16 protein-coding genes are annotated in these 16,683 nt (G+C 40.2%); all 16 read left to right on the top strand.

The window, feature by feature from the left end:
* Positions 1–314: 314 nt before the first annotated feature.
* The 16 genes from BLP50_RS10625 to BLP50_RS10550 all read left to right on the top strand — a co-directional run bounded on the left by BLP50_RS10625 (position 315) and on the right by BLP50_RS10550 (position 16,674).
* On the top strand, positions 315–1,589 hold the full coding sequence (locus BLP50_RS10625; protein WP_176753756.1) for a glucose-1-phosphate adenylyltransferase: 1,275 nt from the start codon (positions 315–317) through the stop codon (positions 1,587–1,589).
* Positions 1,586–2,719 (top strand): glucose-1-phosphate adenylyltransferase subunit GlgD, encoded by a 1,134-nt coding sequence (glgD, locus tag BLP50_RS10620; protein WP_090154532.1) that lies wholly within the window; start codon positions 1,586–1,588, stop codon positions 2,717–2,719. The genes BLP50_RS10625 and glgD overlap by 4 nt, the downstream gene beginning before the upstream one ends.
* A 4-nt stretch (positions 2,720–2,723) precedes the next feature.
* Positions 2,724–2,984 carry a septation regulator SpoVG gene (gene spoVG, locus BLP50_RS10615; RefSeq protein WP_028235339.1) on the top strand — a complete coding sequence of 87 codons (261 nt, stop codon included), beginning with the start codon at positions 2,724–2,726 and terminating at the stop codon, positions 2,982–2,984.
* A gap of 5 nt (positions 2,985–2,989) precedes the next feature.
* A complete protein-coding gene (gene pth / locus BLP50_RS10610) occupies positions 2,990–3,565 on the top strand; it encodes an aminoacyl-tRNA hydrolase (protein WP_090154530.1) in 576 nt (191 codons plus the stop codon).
* A 139-nt stretch (positions 3,566–3,704) separates the two neighbouring features.
* A complete protein-coding gene (locus BLP50_RS10605) occupies positions 3,705–4,949 on the top strand; it encodes an AfsR/SARP family transcriptional regulator (protein ID WP_090154528.1) in 1,245 nt (414 codons plus the stop codon).
* Entirely contained in the window at positions 4,949–5,374 is a 426-nt protein-coding gene (locus tag BLP50_RS10600) for a hypothetical protein (protein ID WP_090154525.1), read from the top strand. Before BLP50_RS10605 ends, BLP50_RS10600 begins: the two co-directional genes overlap by 1 nt.
* A gap of 26 nt (positions 5,375–5,400) precedes the next feature.
* Entirely contained in the window at positions 5,401–6,360 is a 960-nt protein-coding gene (locus tag BLP50_RS10595) for a transglutaminase-like domain-containing protein (RefSeq protein ID WP_090154524.1), read from the top strand.
* A gap of 13 nt (positions 6,361–6,373) precedes the next feature.
* Entirely contained in the window at positions 6,374–7,426 is a 1,053-nt protein-coding gene (locus BLP50_RS10590) for a type II secretion system F family protein (RefSeq protein ID WP_090154522.1), read from the top strand.
* Position 7,427: 1 nt separating this feature from the next.
* Positions 7,428–7,778 (top strand): hypothetical protein, encoded by a 351-nt coding sequence (locus BLP50_RS10585; protein ID WP_090154520.1) that lies wholly within the window; start codon positions 7,428–7,430, stop codon positions 7,776–7,778.
* A gap of 15 nt (positions 7,779–7,793) precedes the next feature.
* On the top strand, positions 7,794–8,327 hold the full coding sequence (locus tag BLP50_RS10580) for a DUF4860 domain-containing protein (RefSeq protein ID WP_090154518.1): 534 nt from the start codon (positions 7,794–7,796) through the stop codon (positions 8,325–8,327).
* Positions 8,317–8,706, top strand: a complete 390-nt coding sequence (locus tag BLP50_RS10575; RefSeq protein WP_090154516.1) for a hypothetical protein — start codon at positions 8,317–8,319, stop codon at positions 8,704–8,706. The genes BLP50_RS10580 and BLP50_RS10575 overlap by 11 nt, the downstream gene beginning before the upstream one ends.
* A gap of 2 nt (positions 8,707–8,708) precedes the next feature.
* Complete coding sequence (locus tag BLP50_RS10570) at positions 8,709–9,071, top strand: hypothetical protein (RefSeq protein WP_090154513.1); 363 nt, start codon at positions 8,709–8,711, stop codon at positions 9,069–9,071.
* Between the two features lie 12 nt (positions 9,072–9,083).
* Positions 9,084–10,190: a type IV pilus twitching motility protein PilT gene (locus BLP50_RS10565; protein ID WP_090154511.1), complete on the top strand. Its 1,107-nt coding sequence runs from the start codon at positions 9,084–9,086 to the stop codon at positions 10,188–10,190.
* Positions 10,191–10,197: 7 nt separating this feature from the next.
* Positions 10,198–11,844: a SulP family inorganic anion transporter gene (locus tag BLP50_RS10560; protein WP_090154509.1), complete on the top strand. Its 1,647-nt coding sequence runs from the start codon at positions 10,198–10,200 to the stop codon at positions 11,842–11,844.
* 22 nt (positions 11,845–11,866) lie between these two features.
* The gene (mfd, locus tag BLP50_RS10555; protein ID WP_090154506.1) at positions 11,867–15,394 is read left to right on the top strand and encodes a transcription-repair coupling factor; all 3,528 of its coding nucleotides are present in this window, start codon (positions 11,867–11,869) and stop codon (positions 15,392–15,394) included.
* Between the two features lie 71 nt (positions 15,395–15,465).
* Positions 15,466–16,674, top strand: a complete 1,209-nt coding sequence (locus tag BLP50_RS10550; protein WP_090154504.1) for a peptidylprolyl isomerase — start codon at positions 15,466–15,468, stop codon at positions 16,672–16,674.
* The last annotated feature ends 9 nt before the right edge of the window (positions 16,675–16,683 follow it).

The raw sequence follows: 16,683 nt of genomic DNA, 5'->3' as shown, positions 1-16,683 counted from the left end.
ATTCTTCTTCCTTATATTTTAATAAGTAGTAAAAAAATCCAACATATCAACATTACCCCCAATTGGATTTAGTTTCAAGAGTTTTATTGTGCTATTTTAGCAAAACATTTAGTGAAGTTTACTTCAAATTGTCTAACAATTAACAATCCTTTCGTAAAAATTATGAATATTATTGCGTGCAATTGAACACTTTGTTATACTAAATGCATAAGATTGTGAATTTCTTTAGGGATTTGCGTGATTAGGGGGAGTTCTTAGGGGTTTTTATATGGGGACATCCCTCATTGACAGCATGAGAAAGGCAGATGATAGGGATGATTAGAAAAGAAATGATCGCAATGCTTCTTGCTGGCGGGCAGGGGAGCCGCCTGGGCGTGTTGACGTCAGACGTAGCAAAGCCAGCAGTCTCTTTCGGAGGAAAGTATAGGATTATCGATTTTCCTCTTTCAAACTGTATCAATTCGGGGATTGATACCGTTGGCGTTCTAACTCAGTATCAGCCGCTGGTCCTAAATTCTCATATTGGAATTGGTATTCCATGGGATTTGGACAGAAATAATGGTGGTGTAACAGTACTTCCACCATATGAAAAGAGCGATACAAGTGAGTGGTATTCCGGAACAGCCAATGCTATTTTCCAAAACATTAAATACATGGAGAATTATAATCCAGAGTATGTGCTTATCCTTTCAGGCGACCACATATATAAGATGGATTATGAGGCCATGCTTGATTTTCATAAAGCAAAGGGTGCAGATGTAACTATTGCTGTTATTCCTGTGCCAATTGAAGAAGCTTCAAGATTTGGTGTAGTTATTACTGATGATGAAAAGCGCATTAGTGAATTTGAGGAGAAACCTCCTCAGCCACGAAGCAATCTTGCTTCCATGGGTATCTACATTTTCAGCTGGAAGGCTCTTAAAGAATCACTTTTAGCACTTAAGGATCAGAGCAATTGTGATTTTGGTAAGCACGTGCTTCCTTATCTTCACGAGAAGGGCTCACCGATGTATGCTTACGAGTTCAACAGCTATTGGAAGGATGTTGGAACCCTCGGCTCATATTGGGAAGCCAATATGGAGCTTATTGATTTGATTCCAGAGTTTAACTTATACGAAGAGTTCTGGAAGATATACACCAATCAAAATATTATCGAGCCACAGTTTGTTGCTAGTTCAGCAGTGGTTGAAAAGGCAATTATAGGAGCTGGAGCTCAGATATATGGAGAGGTTTATAACTCAGTACTTGGTGCTGGTGTTGTAATAGAAGAAGGAACAGTTATCCGCGATTCAATTATTATGGAAGGTGTTACCATCGGTAAGAATTGCGTGATAGACAAATCGATTATCGCCGAGAATACGGTAGTAGGCGAAGGCACAGGAATAGGTCAAGGAGAAGAGGCACCTAGCAAGTTGAATTCCAGCATATATGGATTTGGTCTTGCGGTTATAGGTGAGAATTCAACTATTCCAGCCCATGTAACTATTGGAAAAAATACAGCTATCAAAGGCGAGACTAGCGATGCAGATTATCCTGACGGACAGCTGGCTAGTGGCGGCTACATTATCAAGGCAGGTGATCGATTATGAAAGCATTAGGAATTATACTAGCGGGTGGAAACTCAAGCAGAATGCAGCAGCTCACCGATAAGAGAGCCATTGCTGCTATGCCAATAGGAGGCAGCTACAGATGTATCGATTTTGTCCTTTCAAATATGACAAATTCGCACATACAGACAGTTGCCGTACTTTCACAGTACAATGCAAGATCTCTTAACGAGCATCTTAATTCGTCAAAATGGTGGAACTTTGGTAGAAAACAGGGAGGTCTCTTCCTATTTACTCCAACAGTTACTACTAATAATAGTTGGTGGTATAGAGGAACCGCAGATGCCATTTGGCAAAATATTGATTTCTTAAAGAAAAGACATGAGCCTTATGTTATTATAGCAAGTGGTGATTGTGTTTATAAATTAGATTTCAACAAGGTTCTTGATTATCACATTGCTAAGCAAGCCGACATTACAGTGGTCTGCGCTAAGTTGCCAGAGGGTGACGATATTAACCGCTACGGAGTAGTGGAAATGGACAGAGATGGCAGAATATTGGAATTCGAGGAGAAGCCAATGGTTGCCAAATCAGACATTGTTTCAGCAGGCGTATATGTAATCAGGCGAAGAGCTCTCATTGATTTGCTTGAAGAATGCAACAAAGAGGGCAGATACAATTTTGTTACAGACATTCTCATAAGATACAAGAGCATGAAGAGAATCTACGGATATCGCATGGAAGGTTATTGGGCTAACATAGCTGACGTAGATAGTTACTTCAAGGCAAACATGGATTTCTTACGCAAGGATGTTAGAGATAGTTTCTTCCATACAGAGCCAGGAGTTTTTTCAAAGACTCACGACCTGCCACCTGCAAAATACAATTCAGGCTCGCGGGTTTCAAATTCTCTGATAGCAGGAGGATGTATTATCAATAGCACAGTAGAGAATTCTGTACTGTTTAAGAAAGCGTTCGTTGGCAACAATTCAGTTGTTAAGAATTGTGTCATCTTGAACGGAGCATACATAGGGGACAACGTGCACGTAGAAAATTGCATTGTTGAAAGCCATGAGACATTGCTCAGCGGATCCACATATATTGGGGAAAATGGAATCCGCATAGTAACCGGAAACAAGAATCGATACGACATGCCAGTTGGGGAGGTATAACACAATGCAAATTACAGACATTAGAATTCGCAAAATTGAGAAGGAAGGCAAAATGAAAGCGGTTGTTTCAGTAACAATCGACGAGGAATTTGTAATTCACGACATCAAGATTATTGAAGGAGATAAGGGACTCTTTATCGCTATGCCATCAAGACGTGGTTCTGAGGGCGGCTATAAAGACATTGCACATCCTATTCGCTCTACCACAAGAGAGCAGATGCAGACAATGATTCTTAATAAATATAAGGAAGAGTTCCCAGAGTAGGATTTATGTTTTTAATTGTTGGTCTAGGCAACCCAGAGAGGAAGTACGAAGGAACCAGACATAATGTAGGCTTTGAAGCTATAGATGTCATTTCTAAAAAATATGGAATAGAAGTCAACCAAAAAGAGCAAAAAGGCTTGGTTGGCAAAGGCATGATAAATGGCTACAAAGTTATTCTGGTAAAGCCTCAGACTTATATGAACCTTAGCGGAGAGTGTGTAGCACCTCTAGCTGATTATTACGATGTGGATCCAGAGACAGAGCTAGTTGTGATATCAGACGACGTTTCACTTTCTACTGGCAATATTAGAGTCAGAAAAAAGGGAAGCGCTGGAGGACATAATGGTCTTAAAAATATCATTGCATTGCTTGGCTCTAATGTATTCCCACGTATTAGAGTTGGCGTTGGAGAGTGTACAGATGGGGACATGGTTAGCCATGTGCTTGGTCGCTACGATGCTGAGGATAGAGAGCGCGTTGACGCGTCAATGGAGAAGGTTTTAGGCGCCGTGGAACTGTTTTTAGCAGGTGAATTAGATGCTGCTATGAATAAGTACAACGTTAAAGAAAAGCTTGATTAAATGGTAAAGGGCGTATCTTTTATGGATACTGCCCTTTTTGTGTGTGTTTTATTATTTACAATATGATATAAAAAAATTATACTTTAAAATGTAATGCAAAAAATAACATTATTATCTTGAATAAGAGGGAGATCAGAAGTTGGAAAAAAGTATTAAAATCAAAGCAAAGATGCTAGGCAATGTTGAAATATCATATCAAGGAAAGCCATTTACAATTGAGCGTAATAACACAACAAAAGTAAATCAGCTGTTTCAGATGTTATTATATTTTCCTAATGGATTAACTAGGGATCAGATTATGTACAATCTTTTCCATAACGAGGAGATTGCTGATCCATCTAACAGCCTTAGAGCGCTAGTTTTTCGTCTTAGAAGAGCCCTTCCTAAGGTAGGCCTTCCAGAGGAAGACTATGTATATGTAAAAAGAGGCGTCTACAAAATCAATCCATCAATTGTTGTAGATTGTGATGCTATCGAATTTGAGGAGGCAGCCAAAAAGGCGTTGGCATGTGAAGATGCTAAAGAACAGCTTCTTCTTTTACAGGCAGCTTGCGATATGTACACAGGAGATTTTTTGCCAGGACTTAGCGGTTCTGATTGGGTAATCACTGTTCAGGTACGCCTTAAAAAGCTATATGATCGATGCGTAAAGCAGATTTGTGAGCTTTCCATTGTATCAAAGGATTTCAAGACGGTATACGAGGTTTCCAGCAGAGCAAATAATTTTTATCCTTATGACGGATGGCAGACATATGAGATGCAGGCTTTGATTGAGCTTGGTAAGCCAAAGGAAGCTCTTAAGCTTTATGAAGATACAGAGAATCTCATGTTTGAGGAATTGGGCGTTTCTATTTCTCCGCAGATGACAAGACAGTTAGATCTTCTTGGTGGTCAGATTAAAAACAGCACTGACATGATTAGTGAAGTTAAGAAGAATCTCGACACCTCGAAGGAAGACATTGAGGGTGCCTTCTATTGCACTTATCCTAACTTTGTTGAGAGCTATAGATACATTAAGAGAGTAATTAAGCGTTCTGGTCAGGCTGCATGGCTTATGCTCTGCACTATTACAGACGGCAAGGGATTTGCACTTGATAGTTCAGATAGATTGACAACACTCGCTGAAGAGCTTTCAGAGGCAATTAGATTAGCTGCCCGCGGTGGTGATATGTACGCGAGATATTCTAATAATCAGTTTGTAGTGCTATTACTTGACATTACACAGGAGGACTGTGTACTAGTTCAGGCTCGAATTAACGAGAATTTGAGCAAGGAATCTAGAAAGAGATATATTAAGTACAATGTTGCTCCAGTTAATCTTCAGAGTGCAGGTACAGATGAGGATACAAGAGAGCTTAATGACATGATTCAAGGAGAAAAGTAATGGCAATATCAGCGAGAATGGGAAGAGCAGCCAATTGCATTGGCATTATTGTCGATAAGCGAGTTGATGGCTTTTCTGGAAGAATTACCCATAGATTTCAAAAAGATCCGGTGTTGTTCACAGATTTACCAGAGCTTTTTTGTAGAATAATAGAAGTGCTGGATGGATTGAACTATCCTGCTCGTAAAATCAACAAAAGACAGTTTAAGGGCTGCAAGGTGCCAGCTAAAAAAATCAAGCTTAAGCAGGGAATGAAACCTTCAATTCCAGTAAAAGACCTTTTAGGTGGTGAAGAAGGTTTTGTAGTTATGGTAGTTGGTCGTGACAACAGCACGATGCAGGGCATAGTATATGATTCTGCACTTGATAAAGATTTCAAATTCAACGGGGATATTGAGCTTTATCGAATACTCTACAAAAATTAAATACTAGGGGACACTGGAGGAAGCAAATGAGAAAAGTCAGCAATTTGCTTTCACTGATTGTTCTATGCGTTAGCTTAGCGGCTTGTGGAACCATGGGAGGTCCAGCCACTGAAGACTCATCAGGCACATCATCAGGTGGAGCACAGGCAAAGGAGTCGAAACAAGGAACTAGGGATAATACTATCCGAGTCCTTACTCCTGAGGCCAGTGGAACGGAAGTCTACGAAAATGATGATGCCTCTATTGATGTGAGCAATGCCAGCGATGGCTATGTGATGGTTGCATATAAAGGCTCGGCGGCTAAAGTAAGAATGCTAATAGAAACACCAGCAGGTAATACGTACAATTACCTAATGGATTTGGACGGTACCTATGATGTCTTTCCACTTTCAGAGGGAAGTGGTACATACAAAATCGGTGTTTACGAGAATCTGCATGATAATCAATACGCAGTGGCATTTTCGCAATCGGTGAATATAACCCTTAAAGATGAATATAGTATGTATCTGTATCCTAATGCTTACGTTCATTTTACTGCAAGTTCTGCAGCAGTAAAAAAAGGACAAGAACTTGCTGCTGGAGCAGACACGGATTTAGATGTGGTGGAGAATGTTTATCATTACATTACCAAAAACATCAAATACGATTATGACAAGGCAGAGACAGTTGAATCTGGATATGTGCCAGATGTGGATGAGACACTTGCAACAGGCAAGGGAATTTGCTTTGATTACGCATCTTTAATGGGGGCAATGCTCAGGTCACAGGGAATACCTACAAGACTTGAGATTGGATACGCCGGTACGGAATATCACGCATGGATTTCTGTATATACAAAAGAAACAGGATGGATAGACAAGGTGATTCAGTTTGACGGTAGCAAATGGACCCTTATGGACCCAACACTTGGTTCATATGCCAATTCAAGTACCATTAAGGATCACTTAGCAGATGATACGTATTACCAGTTAAAGTATAAATACTAATTAAGGTGGGGCTATGAGCGATAAAAATAGAAAAAAATTAACTTCTGAGGAACTGTATGCTTTCTCCGATGAAATGGGAATGATGATTTCCAGCGGAGTTTCTGCAATTCAAGGACTTACAATGATGCTAGATGAGTCTGCGGGAGGCGAGGAAAAAGAGCTTCTCACAGAAATGGAGCAGGTTGTAGGTGAGACAGGTTCCCTTTCTAAAGCAATTGATGATTCAAATGTATTTCCAGATTATTTTGTAGAAATGGCAAAGATGGGTGAGACTACCGGTAAAATGGATTCGGTGCTCACTAATTTGGCTGCCCATTATTCACGAGAGATGGCTATCAGCAATGCAATCCGAAGTGCGGTTACATATCCACTTATGATGGTTGCAATGATGCTGATTATCATAATCGTGCTTGTTACTGAGATTATGCCTGTATTTGACCGAGTATTTAAGCAGCTGGGTGGTACAATGGATGGTCTTTCTGGCGGCTTCCTTGCCTTTGGTAGTTTCCTTAAAGAGCATGGCATTATCTTTTTGATAATTCTTTTGGCAGTTATTGTGTACCTCATTGTTTTGAACAAATCAAAATGGGGTAAAAATCATAGAAATGGACTTCTATATAAGAGCCGTCATTTTAAGTCAATTCACTCTAAGATTGCAACTAGCCGATTCGCTTCCGCTATGGCAATGACTCTTTCAAGTGGTATGGATGTAATGACAGCACTTGACGTCAGCAGCCGTATTGTAGAGGCTCCTGAATTTGAGAAAAAGGTTGAAAAGTGCAAGGACGCCTTTGCAGAGAGCATGGACATAGGAAGAGCGTTTTCTGCATCTGGCATTTTTGGCGGATTATATGGTCGTATGGCTATTCTTGGCGCAAAGACAGGTAATATGGAAACTGTTCTTGAAAAGGTAGCCACTACATATCAGGAGGAGGCAGATGAGGAGATTAATGACTTAATCGCTGTTGTAGAGCCTACTCTTGTAATAGTTTTATCTGTTATTGTTGGAATTATTCTTTTATCTGTTATGTTGCCACTTTTGAACATCATGTCAGGGATGATTTAGTATGAGCAAGACTAGATTTGGAAGCCTAGACGGCATTCATCAAATTAAAAAGAAAAACTTTGCTAGTACCGCCATGGTATCAGCTTTGCTTTTTGTGCTTATTTTTATAGGCTTTCTGTTTGCTGTGTCAAAAGCTACAGAGGGGTCAGTCTCAGAGCAGAGACAGAGTCTATCGGATGCTATTGATAGAGCTGTTATCCAGTGTTATGTAACAGAGGGCAGATATCCTGAGAGTTTTGAATATCTTAAGGAAAATTACGGAATTATCTACGATGATGAGATGTTTAGAGTGGATTATGTAATTTATGGCTCTAACATGAAGCCAGACGTGACAATAATCAATCTACAGTAATTTGGAGGAACAGCTTTGAGTAAAGCGAAGAGTCGAAAACATAATATTGATATCATGTTCCTCATGATTTTATTTTTGATATTCACTTTTTCTGCAGTGAGTGTTCTTTTGATGGCTGTTAATTCCTATAGAAGTGTTGTATCTGCCAACGAAAGCAATGCCAGTGCAAGAACTGCTATTGCTTATATTAGGGAGGCAGTAAGACAGCACGATAATGAAGGGGCAGTTGATATCTCAAAGATTGACGGAACAGACTGCATTAGAATGGCTGAGGGAGAGGGCTTCTACTTGTATGTTTATGAGTATGATGGCTATCTTATGGCTCTTGAGGCAAAGGATGGTTCGGGGGTTACAGCTGATTTTGGCGACAAGATTTTAAAAATAAATAGTATGGATTTTGAGAAGGCATCAGATTCCAACACTATATATGTAAATATTGAGGATGAAAACGGCGAAAAAGAGCAGGTTAGCATAGGAATTAAATCTAGCGTTAATAAAACTCCTTTTATCGAAGAGCCTCAGGAAAAGGAGGGTGACCATGAAGAATAGAAATAATGGCTCCCGAATTTTTCTTACGGAGCTTATGTTTTCAATCTTTTTCTTTATCATAATAGCTGCTATATGTGTCCAAGCATTTGCCGGAAGTTTTGCTAAGAGCAAGGAAGCAGGTACACTTACGCAGGCAGTCAATGTGGCAACAAATGCAGCAGAAGAATATCTTACTAATGATGATTTTAGTTGCTTTACTCAGTACTATGATGACAATTGGCAAAAAATCGACGATGGAAGCAATGCCACCTACAAGGCAACTGGTATAGTGACTGATCCTGAGACAAAGGGCAAATGCCAGTCCATACATTTGGTGGTGTCTACAATAGAGGATGAGGAGATTTATTCGATAGTGGTTGAAAAGGCCCTTAAGGAGTAAATATGGAGCACGCAAAGAAAGAACAGAGATCAATTATTAATATAGGAACAAGCCTGATGGTTGTTATTCTCATTGGTCTTGCATTTGCAGTTATTGCGGCTCTTACTATTTCATCAAGCCACAACAACTATAATCTCAGTAAAAAGCTTGCTGACCACACTGATGAATACTATGAAGCAAGCAATCAGGCTTATGAGAAAATTGCTGAAAGTGACTGGGCAGACCAGGAATTTCAGGTAGATATTAATGACAATCAGATTCTCTCGGTTCAGGTTTCTGGAGGAGAGATTACAAAGTGGCAGGTAGAGAACACTGGTAGCTGGGATGCCGATAGCACTCAGCCTGTTATGACAATAGAAGATTAATCGGGAGGGACTATGGCAATAGACATCGTAAGCTATTTAACAGACGCAGTAAAAAAATATAAGGCATCGGATGTGTTTATTATCACAGGTCGTGAGGTTTCTTTTAGAGTTAATGATCTGGTTATGACACGTTCTGAATTGGAAAATCAGTATTCTGAAAAATCAGAGCCAGATGAGGGTCCTGTTATGCCTGCAAAGGCTGAGGAGCTAGTTGAGCAGATATACAAATTAGCGGGACGAGATATTGAAAAATACAAAGAGCATGGGGATGATGATTTCTCATTTGCAATAAAAAATGTATCACGTTTTAGAGTAAATGCTTTCAAACAAAGAGGCACTTATGCAGCAGTAGTGCGTGTGATTACATTTACTTTGCCAGATTATAAGGAGCTTATGATTCCTGAGTCTGTAATTAATCTTGCAAACGAGTCCAAGGGTCTTGTGCTTGTAACAGGTCCTGCCGGAAGCGGTAAGTCTACAACACTTTCTTGTATTGTCGATAGAATTAACAATAATTACAACAAGCATATTATCACTCTTGAGGATCCGGTTGAGTATTTGCACAGACATAGCAAATCAATTGTTTCTCAAAGAGAGATTCATCTTGATACAGAAAATTACGTGACAGCTCTTCGTGCCTCACTTCGTCAGAGCCCAGATGTTATCTTGCTAGGTGAGATGCGTGATGCGGAGACTATTTCTGTTGCAATGACTGCAGCAGAGACAGGTCATTTGATTTTATCTACATTACATACAATCGGTGCAGCTAATACTATCGACCGAATTATCGATGTGTTCCCATCAGAACAGCAGCACCAGATTGCTTTGCAGCTTTCTATGGTAATTAAGGCAGTTGTGTCTCAGCAGCTTGTTCCAGCTGTGGATGGCACCCTTGTGCCTGCCTTTGAAGTAATGACAGTTACTCCTGCCATTCGTAACATGATTCGTGAGAATAAAGTGCCTCAGATTGAGGGTGTAATCTATTCTAGTGACACAGATGAGATGGTTTCTATGGATTCGAGCTTGTATAAATTGGTTCGAGAGGGTAAAATCACTAAGGATACGGCCATGGAATATGCCGTAAACGCAGAAATGTTAGGAAGAAGATTAGGAGTTTAGAGAGAAAATGGAATGTTTTAAACCGATGCTGTTTTCTTGCATGAAAAAGTATAGCAAGGAACAGTTTGCAAAAGACGTAGTATCTGGAATCATTGTGGCAATCATCGCATTGCCACTTTCTATTGCACTTGCACTTGCTTCAGGCGTAGGTCCTGAGCCAGGTCTTTATACTGCAATAGTGGCTGGCTTTTTGATTTCATTTTTTGGTGGTAGTACAGTTCAGATTGCTGGACCTACAGCTGCCTTTGCTACAATTGTTGCTGGAATAATAGCTACAGATGGAATGGATGGACTTATCATCGCTACCATCATGGCTGGTATTATTTTGATTGTGCTTGGACTCATTAAGGCTGGCGCATTAATCAAATTTATTCCTTATACAATCACAACCGGTTTTACAGCCGGTATCGCAGTTACTATTTTGATTGGCCAGTTCAAGGATTTCTTTGGAGTAGATTTCAGGGGTGAAAAGCCAATCGAGACAATTGATAAGTTAAAAGTATTTTTCAGCAATATCGATACAATCAACTATCAGGCAATGATTGTTGGTATTGTATGTCTTGCAGTGCTTATTATCTGGCCTAAGTTTTTCCAGAAAATACCTGCATCAATCATCGCTGTATTTGTTGGAATTGCTATGGTAAAGGGTCTCAATCTTAAAGTAAACACTATTGGTGTTCTTTATCCAGACTTGAAGGCAGGCCTTCCATCTGTTTCAGTTCCACATTTTTCATTTGCACTTATTAAAAATGAGATGCCAAATGCATTCACAATTGCTATCCTTGCTGCTATTGAGTCCCTTCTTTCAGCTGTAGTTGCTGATGGTATGGTAAATAGCAAGCACAGAAGCAACCAGGAGCTTATTGGACAGGGAATTGGTAATATCGGTTCAGTATTGTTTGGCGGTATTCCTGCTACAGGAGCTATTGCTCGTACAGCTGCCAATATCAAAAATGGTGGTCGTACACCAATTGCTGGTATCGTACATTCAATTACACTTTTAGTTATTCTTGTAGTGCTTATGCCATATGCAAAGTTCATTCCAATGCCATGTATCGCAGCTATTCTTTTCCAAGTAGCTTACAATATGTGTCAGTGGAGACCATTTGCAAGACTTGTAAAATATGCTCCAAAGTCAGATATCATCGTACTTGTTTTAACATTTGTACTTACCGTAGTATTTGACCTTGTTGTTGCTATTGAGTGGGGTATGATTGTTGCTTGCATTCTCTTCATTAAGAGAATGAGTGAAGAGACTCATGTCAGCGGTTGGACATATCAGAAGGACGACGAGGAGTTTGTAGATGATCTTCGTCCAGTTGCTAAGGAAATCCGTGTATTTGAGATTACAGGACCACTTTTCTTTGGTGTATCAGATATGCTTGCAGAGAGCATTAATGTAAAGGACTTCACAAAAGTTTTAGTTATCAGAATGCGTTCAGTTCCAGCCATTGATGTAACAGCACTTCGTGCTCTTAGAGATCTTGTGGATGGAGCTGAGAAGAAGGGTGTCACAGTAGTATTCTCACATGTTAACGAGCAGCCTCGTCATATGATGGAAAAGGCTGACTTTATTAATCGAGTTGGTTCGGATAACTTCCAGCCAAATATCGATGCAGCTTTAGATAGAGCGGAAAAATTAGTAAATAATTAGTTTTTTAAATCATGGTTAAATTATGAAAACATTTCTTGAACCATTTAAATCACTTACAGCTGTAGAGTCTCTTAGAGAGGCTCTACACAAATATGGGAAAGTTTACGATTTAACTGGGTGTGCTGATAAGGCACACCTTATTTTTGGTATAGGCGTAGATGCAAAATACAAGCTTATCATCACATCAGATGAACTTAAGGCTAGAGAATTATATGATGAGTACCGTTTCTATGATTCAAATGTAGTGTATTTTCCAGCAAAGGATTTCCTGTTCTATCAGTCTGATATAAGAGGAAATGCTTTGACTAGAGAGCGTATGCAGGCTATTGAGGCGGTTATTTCGGAAAATAGCTGTACAGTAGTGACTACTATCGATGCTTTGATGAACAAGCTACCAGCCCTTTCTTATTTTGAAGATGGAGTTGTTGCTATTTCTGATACAGACACAGTGGAGCTTGAGGCACTTCGTCGCAAGCTTGTAGCTATGGGTTATGAAAATGTAGGCACCTGCGAGCATCCAGGCGAGTTTGCTGTCCGAGGTGGTATTATCGATGTTTTTCCTCTTACCAATGATTTGCCAGTTCGTATAGAGCTGTGGGGTGATGAGGTGGATAGTATTCGCTCCTATGACCCATCAAATCAGAAGTCTATCGAAAATATAAATTCTGTTTTAATATTTCCTGCAGTAGAGCTAATATTAAGCGCTGAAGAGGTTGAGGCTGGTCTTAAAAAGATTGAGGCTGAGCGGGATGAGCGCTATGAAGCATACCGCAAGGAGATGAAGACAGAAGAGGCATATCACCTTAAGACTTATGTAGATAGAGTTGTGGAAGAGACTAGAGAATGGGGCTTAAGCCAGGAGCTTGAGACAAACCTCACTTATTTCTGCGACAAGCTAGGTTCATTTATTGATTTTATGCCAAAGGGCACCTATGTATTTGTAGATGAGATTCAAAAGGTAATAAGCAAAGGCGAGGTAACAGAGACTGAATTTTCCGATGCAATGACTAGACGTGTCGAGTCTGGATATATGCTCAAGGGCCAGATGGACATGCTCTATGGAGTTTCGGAGATTATGGGCAAAATAGAAAAATTCCCTACTACCTTGATGTCTGTTTTAGATGCCAAGAATAAATACATCAAGTCTGCAGATCATTTCAGTATTGCAGTTCAAGGGGTAAACGCATACAACGGCAGCTTTGAGCTTTTGACAAAAGAGCTGCTTCAATATAAAAAACGAAAGTATAGAGTCCTTCTTGTGACTAGCTCAGCCACTAAGGGACAGCGTCTAGCAGAAGACCTTTTAGAAGAGGGATTGAACGCATATTTTACTATGGATTTAGACCATGAGATTAATCCTGGTGAGACTATGCTATGTGTTGGTAATATTAAAAGAGGATTTGATTACCCTGATTCTGCTTTTGTAATGCTGTCTGATGGAGATATCTTTGGACATGTAAGAAAGAAAAAGCGCCGTGTTAAGAAGTATGAGGGTGAGTCTATATCTTCATTCTCTGACTTGCATGTTGGAGATTTTGTAGTCCACGAAAACTATGGTCTTGGTATCTACAAGGGTACTGAACAGATGGAACTTGATAAGGTTATCAGGGACTATATCAAGATAGAGTATGCCAAGGGAAGCAATCTCTACGTGCTTACATCCCAGCTTGATCAGATTCAAAAATACTCTGGTCCAGACGGCAAAAAGCCAAAGCTTAATTCTCTTGGAGCAGGTACTCAAGAGTGGAATAGAACAAAGCAAAAAGTTCAGTCTGCTGTAGGTGTGGTTGCAAAGGAGCTTGTTGACCTTTATGCACTTCGCCAAAATACAGACGGATTTGTATATGGGCCTGATACAGTATGGCAGCGTGAGTTTGAGGAAAGTTTCCCTTATGAGGAAACTGATGGCCAGCTTGAGGCTGTTGCAGCTATAAAAAAGGATATGCAGTCTAAAAAAATCATGGATAGACTTATCTGTGGTGATGTAGGTTTCGGCAAGACTGAGGTAGCAATGCGTGCTGCTTTCAAGGCTGTACAAGAGGGCAAGCAGGTTGCGTACCTGGTGCCTACCACAATTCTTGCTCAGCAGCACTACAACAATTTCATCCAGAGAATGGGTGGCTATCCTGTTAATATGGGATTGCTTTGCAGATTTAGAACTCCAGCGGAACAGAAAAAGACAATCGAAGGTTTGAAAAAAGGCATGGTAGATATTGTCATTGGAACTCACAGATTGCTTTCAAAGGATATAGAATTCAAGGATTTGGGACTCCTTATAATAGATGAGGAGCAGCGCTTTGGCGTTAACCATAAGGAACGTATTAAGCAGATGAAAAAGACTGTAGATGTACTTTCTCTATCTGCTACTCCTATTCCTCGTACCCTTCACATGTCTCTTGTTGGAATCAGGGATATGAGTGTTTTGGACGAGCCACCTATGGAGCGTACTCCAATTCAGACCTTTGTTTTTGAATACAACGAAGAGATGGTTCGAGAGGCTATAGTGAGAGAGATGGCTAGAGACGGCCAGGTCTACTATGTCTTTAACAGGGTAAGAGGCATCCAGGATATGGCAGCAGAAATAGAGCGCCTGGTTCCAGAGGCAACTGTTGGTTATATTCATGGACAGATGACAGAGGCCAAGGTTGAGGATGTTATGATGCAGTTTATCAACCATGAGATAGATGTGCTTGTGGCCACAACTATCATTGAAATTGGCCTGGATATTTCTAACGTAAATACGATAATTATTCATGACTCTGACAACATGGGTCTTTCTCAGCTATACCAGCTTAGAGGCCGTGTGGGACGAAGTAACAGAACAGCATACGCATTTTTAATGTACAAAAGGGACAAGCTTCTAAAGGAAGTTGCAGAGAAGAGACTGGCAGCAATCAAGGAATTTACCGACCTTGGTTCTGGATTTAAAATCGCTATGCGAGATCTTGAAATCAGAGGAGCAGGTAATCTTCTTGGAGTAGAGCAGCATGGTAACATGACAGCTGTTGGTTACGACCTATACTGTAAGATGCTTAATGAGGCTGTTAAAATCGAAAAGGGTGAGGTTACAGAGGACCAGTTTAACACCACTGTGGATGTTAATATTGAGGCATATCTTCCTGATACTTATGTATCAAATGAGGAGCAGCGAATAGATATTTATAAACGAATCGCAACTATTGATTCTGAGGAAGCAAGGGATGAGATGCTTGATGAACTTGTGGATAGATTTGGTGAGCCAAAGAGATGTGTTCAGAATCTCCTTTGGGTAGCAATGCTCAGGGTAAAGGCCCACGATGCATATGTTACTGCTATCGAGCAGAAGCAGGATATCATCAGAATTGTTATGTATGAGAAGGCTAAAATCGATGTAACACAGATTCCTTCCCTTCTTGAGAGGAACAATCCACATATCACTTTTGCAGCTGATCCAAAGGCTCCTGCGTTTATATTCAACACAAAGGCAAATACAAGAATTAAGCCTAGTGAAATATTTGATTATTTGCAGGATTTCCTTATGGATTTAAAGAGCATTAAAGTTGATAATTAAAACAATATTAACTATAATGAAAAGGCTTGAAAATATATTGGGTGGAAGACACTCAGGAGGAAGTTAGTATAATGAAAAAGGCAGTATTAAAAACAACATGTGTGGCAGCTTTAGCAGGTACAGTTCTTCTTACAGGCTGTGGTAACAAAATCAAGGACAGCGCTACATTAATTACTATAAAAGGGGAGAACACAAAAGAGACTATCACTCTTGGATATGGTAATTTCGTTGCTCGTTATCAGCAGTCGTTATATGAGCAGTTTTATCCAATGATGGGCTATGATGTTTCAACTATGTGGTCTCAGGATATGATGGGCGGTCTTGGATATTCAATGGAGGACCAGACCAAAAGCGGAATCATTACAGATATAGAGCAGATGTATGTTGTAAAGCAGCATGCAGCTGATTACGGAATTGCTCTTTCTGATGAGCAGAATAAAGCAATTGCAGATGCTACTGCAAAGTTCATGTCAGATAACTCTAAGGATACACTTGAGGAACTTGGAGCTACAGAGGAGTACGTTAAGAGATACCTTGAGGAGAAGACAATCTACAAGCTTGTGGAGACAGCGGTAGAGGATGCAGAGGATGCTAATATTACAGAGGATGATTGCTGGATGCGTACATTCTCTTATGTACAGATAGATACTTCTGGAACTGATCCAATGACAGGTACAGTAAAGGAGTACACAGATGAGGAGCTAGCAGCATTTAAGGATCAGGCTGATAGCATTGCTGCGGCATCAGATTTTGATGCTGAGGTAGAGGCTCAGGAGCTTACAAGCAGCACATATTCATACCTCAAGGGCGAGGAGTCAGATGAGAAGATGGATATGGCTATTATCTCAGCAGCAGAGGAGCTTGAAGAGGGTGACACTTCTGATGTAATCGAGGTAGAGGGCGTTGGATATTATGTAATCCACCTTACTTCAGACCATGATGAGGATGCATCAGCAGATAAGAAATCATCTCTTAAGACAGACGCATTCAATTCACTTGTAGATACATGGATGTCTGCTTATGAGTTTACTTTAGATGATGATCAGTGGGCTAAGGTTACATTTACTGATCACTTCAAATCTAAGCCAGTAGAGCAGCCAGCAGAGCCAGCTGAAGAGACAGAGGCTCCAGCTGATGACGCAGAAGCAACAGATGAGTCAACTGAATCTACAGAAGTAACAGAGGATGAAGATTCAGCAGAAGAGACTGAAACAACAGAAGATACAGCAGCAGATTCTGAGGAGACACCAGAGGAATCAACTGAAGAAACAGCTGAATAATCTGATGTA

The organism is Pseudobutyrivibrio sp. AR14 (assembly GCF_900101325.1).
Classification (GTDB): domain Bacteria; phylum Bacillota; class Clostridia; order Lachnospirales; family Lachnospiraceae; genus Pseudobutyrivibrio.
This window is presented reverse-complemented; position numbering and strand designations above follow the sequence as displayed.

Excerpts from the sequence above, each read along its gene's own strand:
- BLP50_RS10625 (WP_176753756.1), top strand. The coding sequence starts at position 315 with ATGATTAGAAAAGAAATGATCGCAATGCTTCTTGCTGGCGGGCAGGGG.
- glgD (WP_090154532.1), top strand. The coding sequence starts at position 1,586 with ATGAAAGCATTAGGAATTATACTAGCGGGTGGAAACTCAAGCAGAATG.
- spoVG (WP_028235339.1), top strand. The coding sequence starts at position 2,724 with ATGCAAATTACAGACATTAGAATTCGCAAAATTGAGAAGGAAGGCAAA.
- pth (WP_090154530.1), top strand. The coding sequence starts at position 2,990 with ATGTTTTTAATTGTTGGTCTAGGCAACCCAGAGAGGAAGTACGAAGGA.
- BLP50_RS10600 (WP_090154525.1), top strand. The coding sequence starts at position 4,949 with ATGGCAATATCAGCGAGAATGGGAAGAGCAGCCAATTGCATTGGCATT.
- BLP50_RS10595 (WP_090154524.1), top strand. The coding sequence starts at position 5,401 with ATGAGAAAAGTCAGCAATTTGCTTTCACTGATTGTTCTATGCGTTAGC.
- BLP50_RS10590 (WP_090154522.1), top strand. The coding sequence starts at position 6,374 with ATGAGCGATAAAAATAGAAAAAAATTAACTTCTGAGGAACTGTATGCT.
- BLP50_RS10585 (WP_090154520.1), top strand. The coding sequence starts at position 7,428 with ATGAGCAAGACTAGATTTGGAAGCCTAGACGGCATTCATCAAATTAAA.
- BLP50_RS10575 (WP_090154516.1), top strand. The coding sequence starts at position 8,317 with ATGAAGAATAGAAATAATGGCTCCCGAATTTTTCTTACGGAGCTTATG.
- BLP50_RS10570 (WP_090154513.1), top strand. The coding sequence starts at position 8,709 with ATGGAGCACGCAAAGAAAGAACAGAGATCAATTATTAATATAGGAACA.
- BLP50_RS10565 (WP_090154511.1), top strand. The coding sequence starts at position 9,084 with ATGGCAATAGACATCGTAAGCTATTTAACAGACGCAGTAAAAAAATAT.
- BLP50_RS10560 (WP_090154509.1), top strand. The coding sequence starts at position 10,198 with ATGGAATGTTTTAAACCGATGCTGTTTTCTTGCATGAAAAAGTATAGC.
- mfd (WP_090154506.1), top strand. The coding sequence starts at position 11,867 with ATGAAAACATTTCTTGAACCATTTAAATCACTTACAGCTGTAGAGTCT.
- BLP50_RS10550 (WP_090154504.1), top strand. The coding sequence starts at position 15,466 with ATGAAAAAGGCAGTATTAAAAACAACATGTGTGGCAGCTTTAGCAGGT.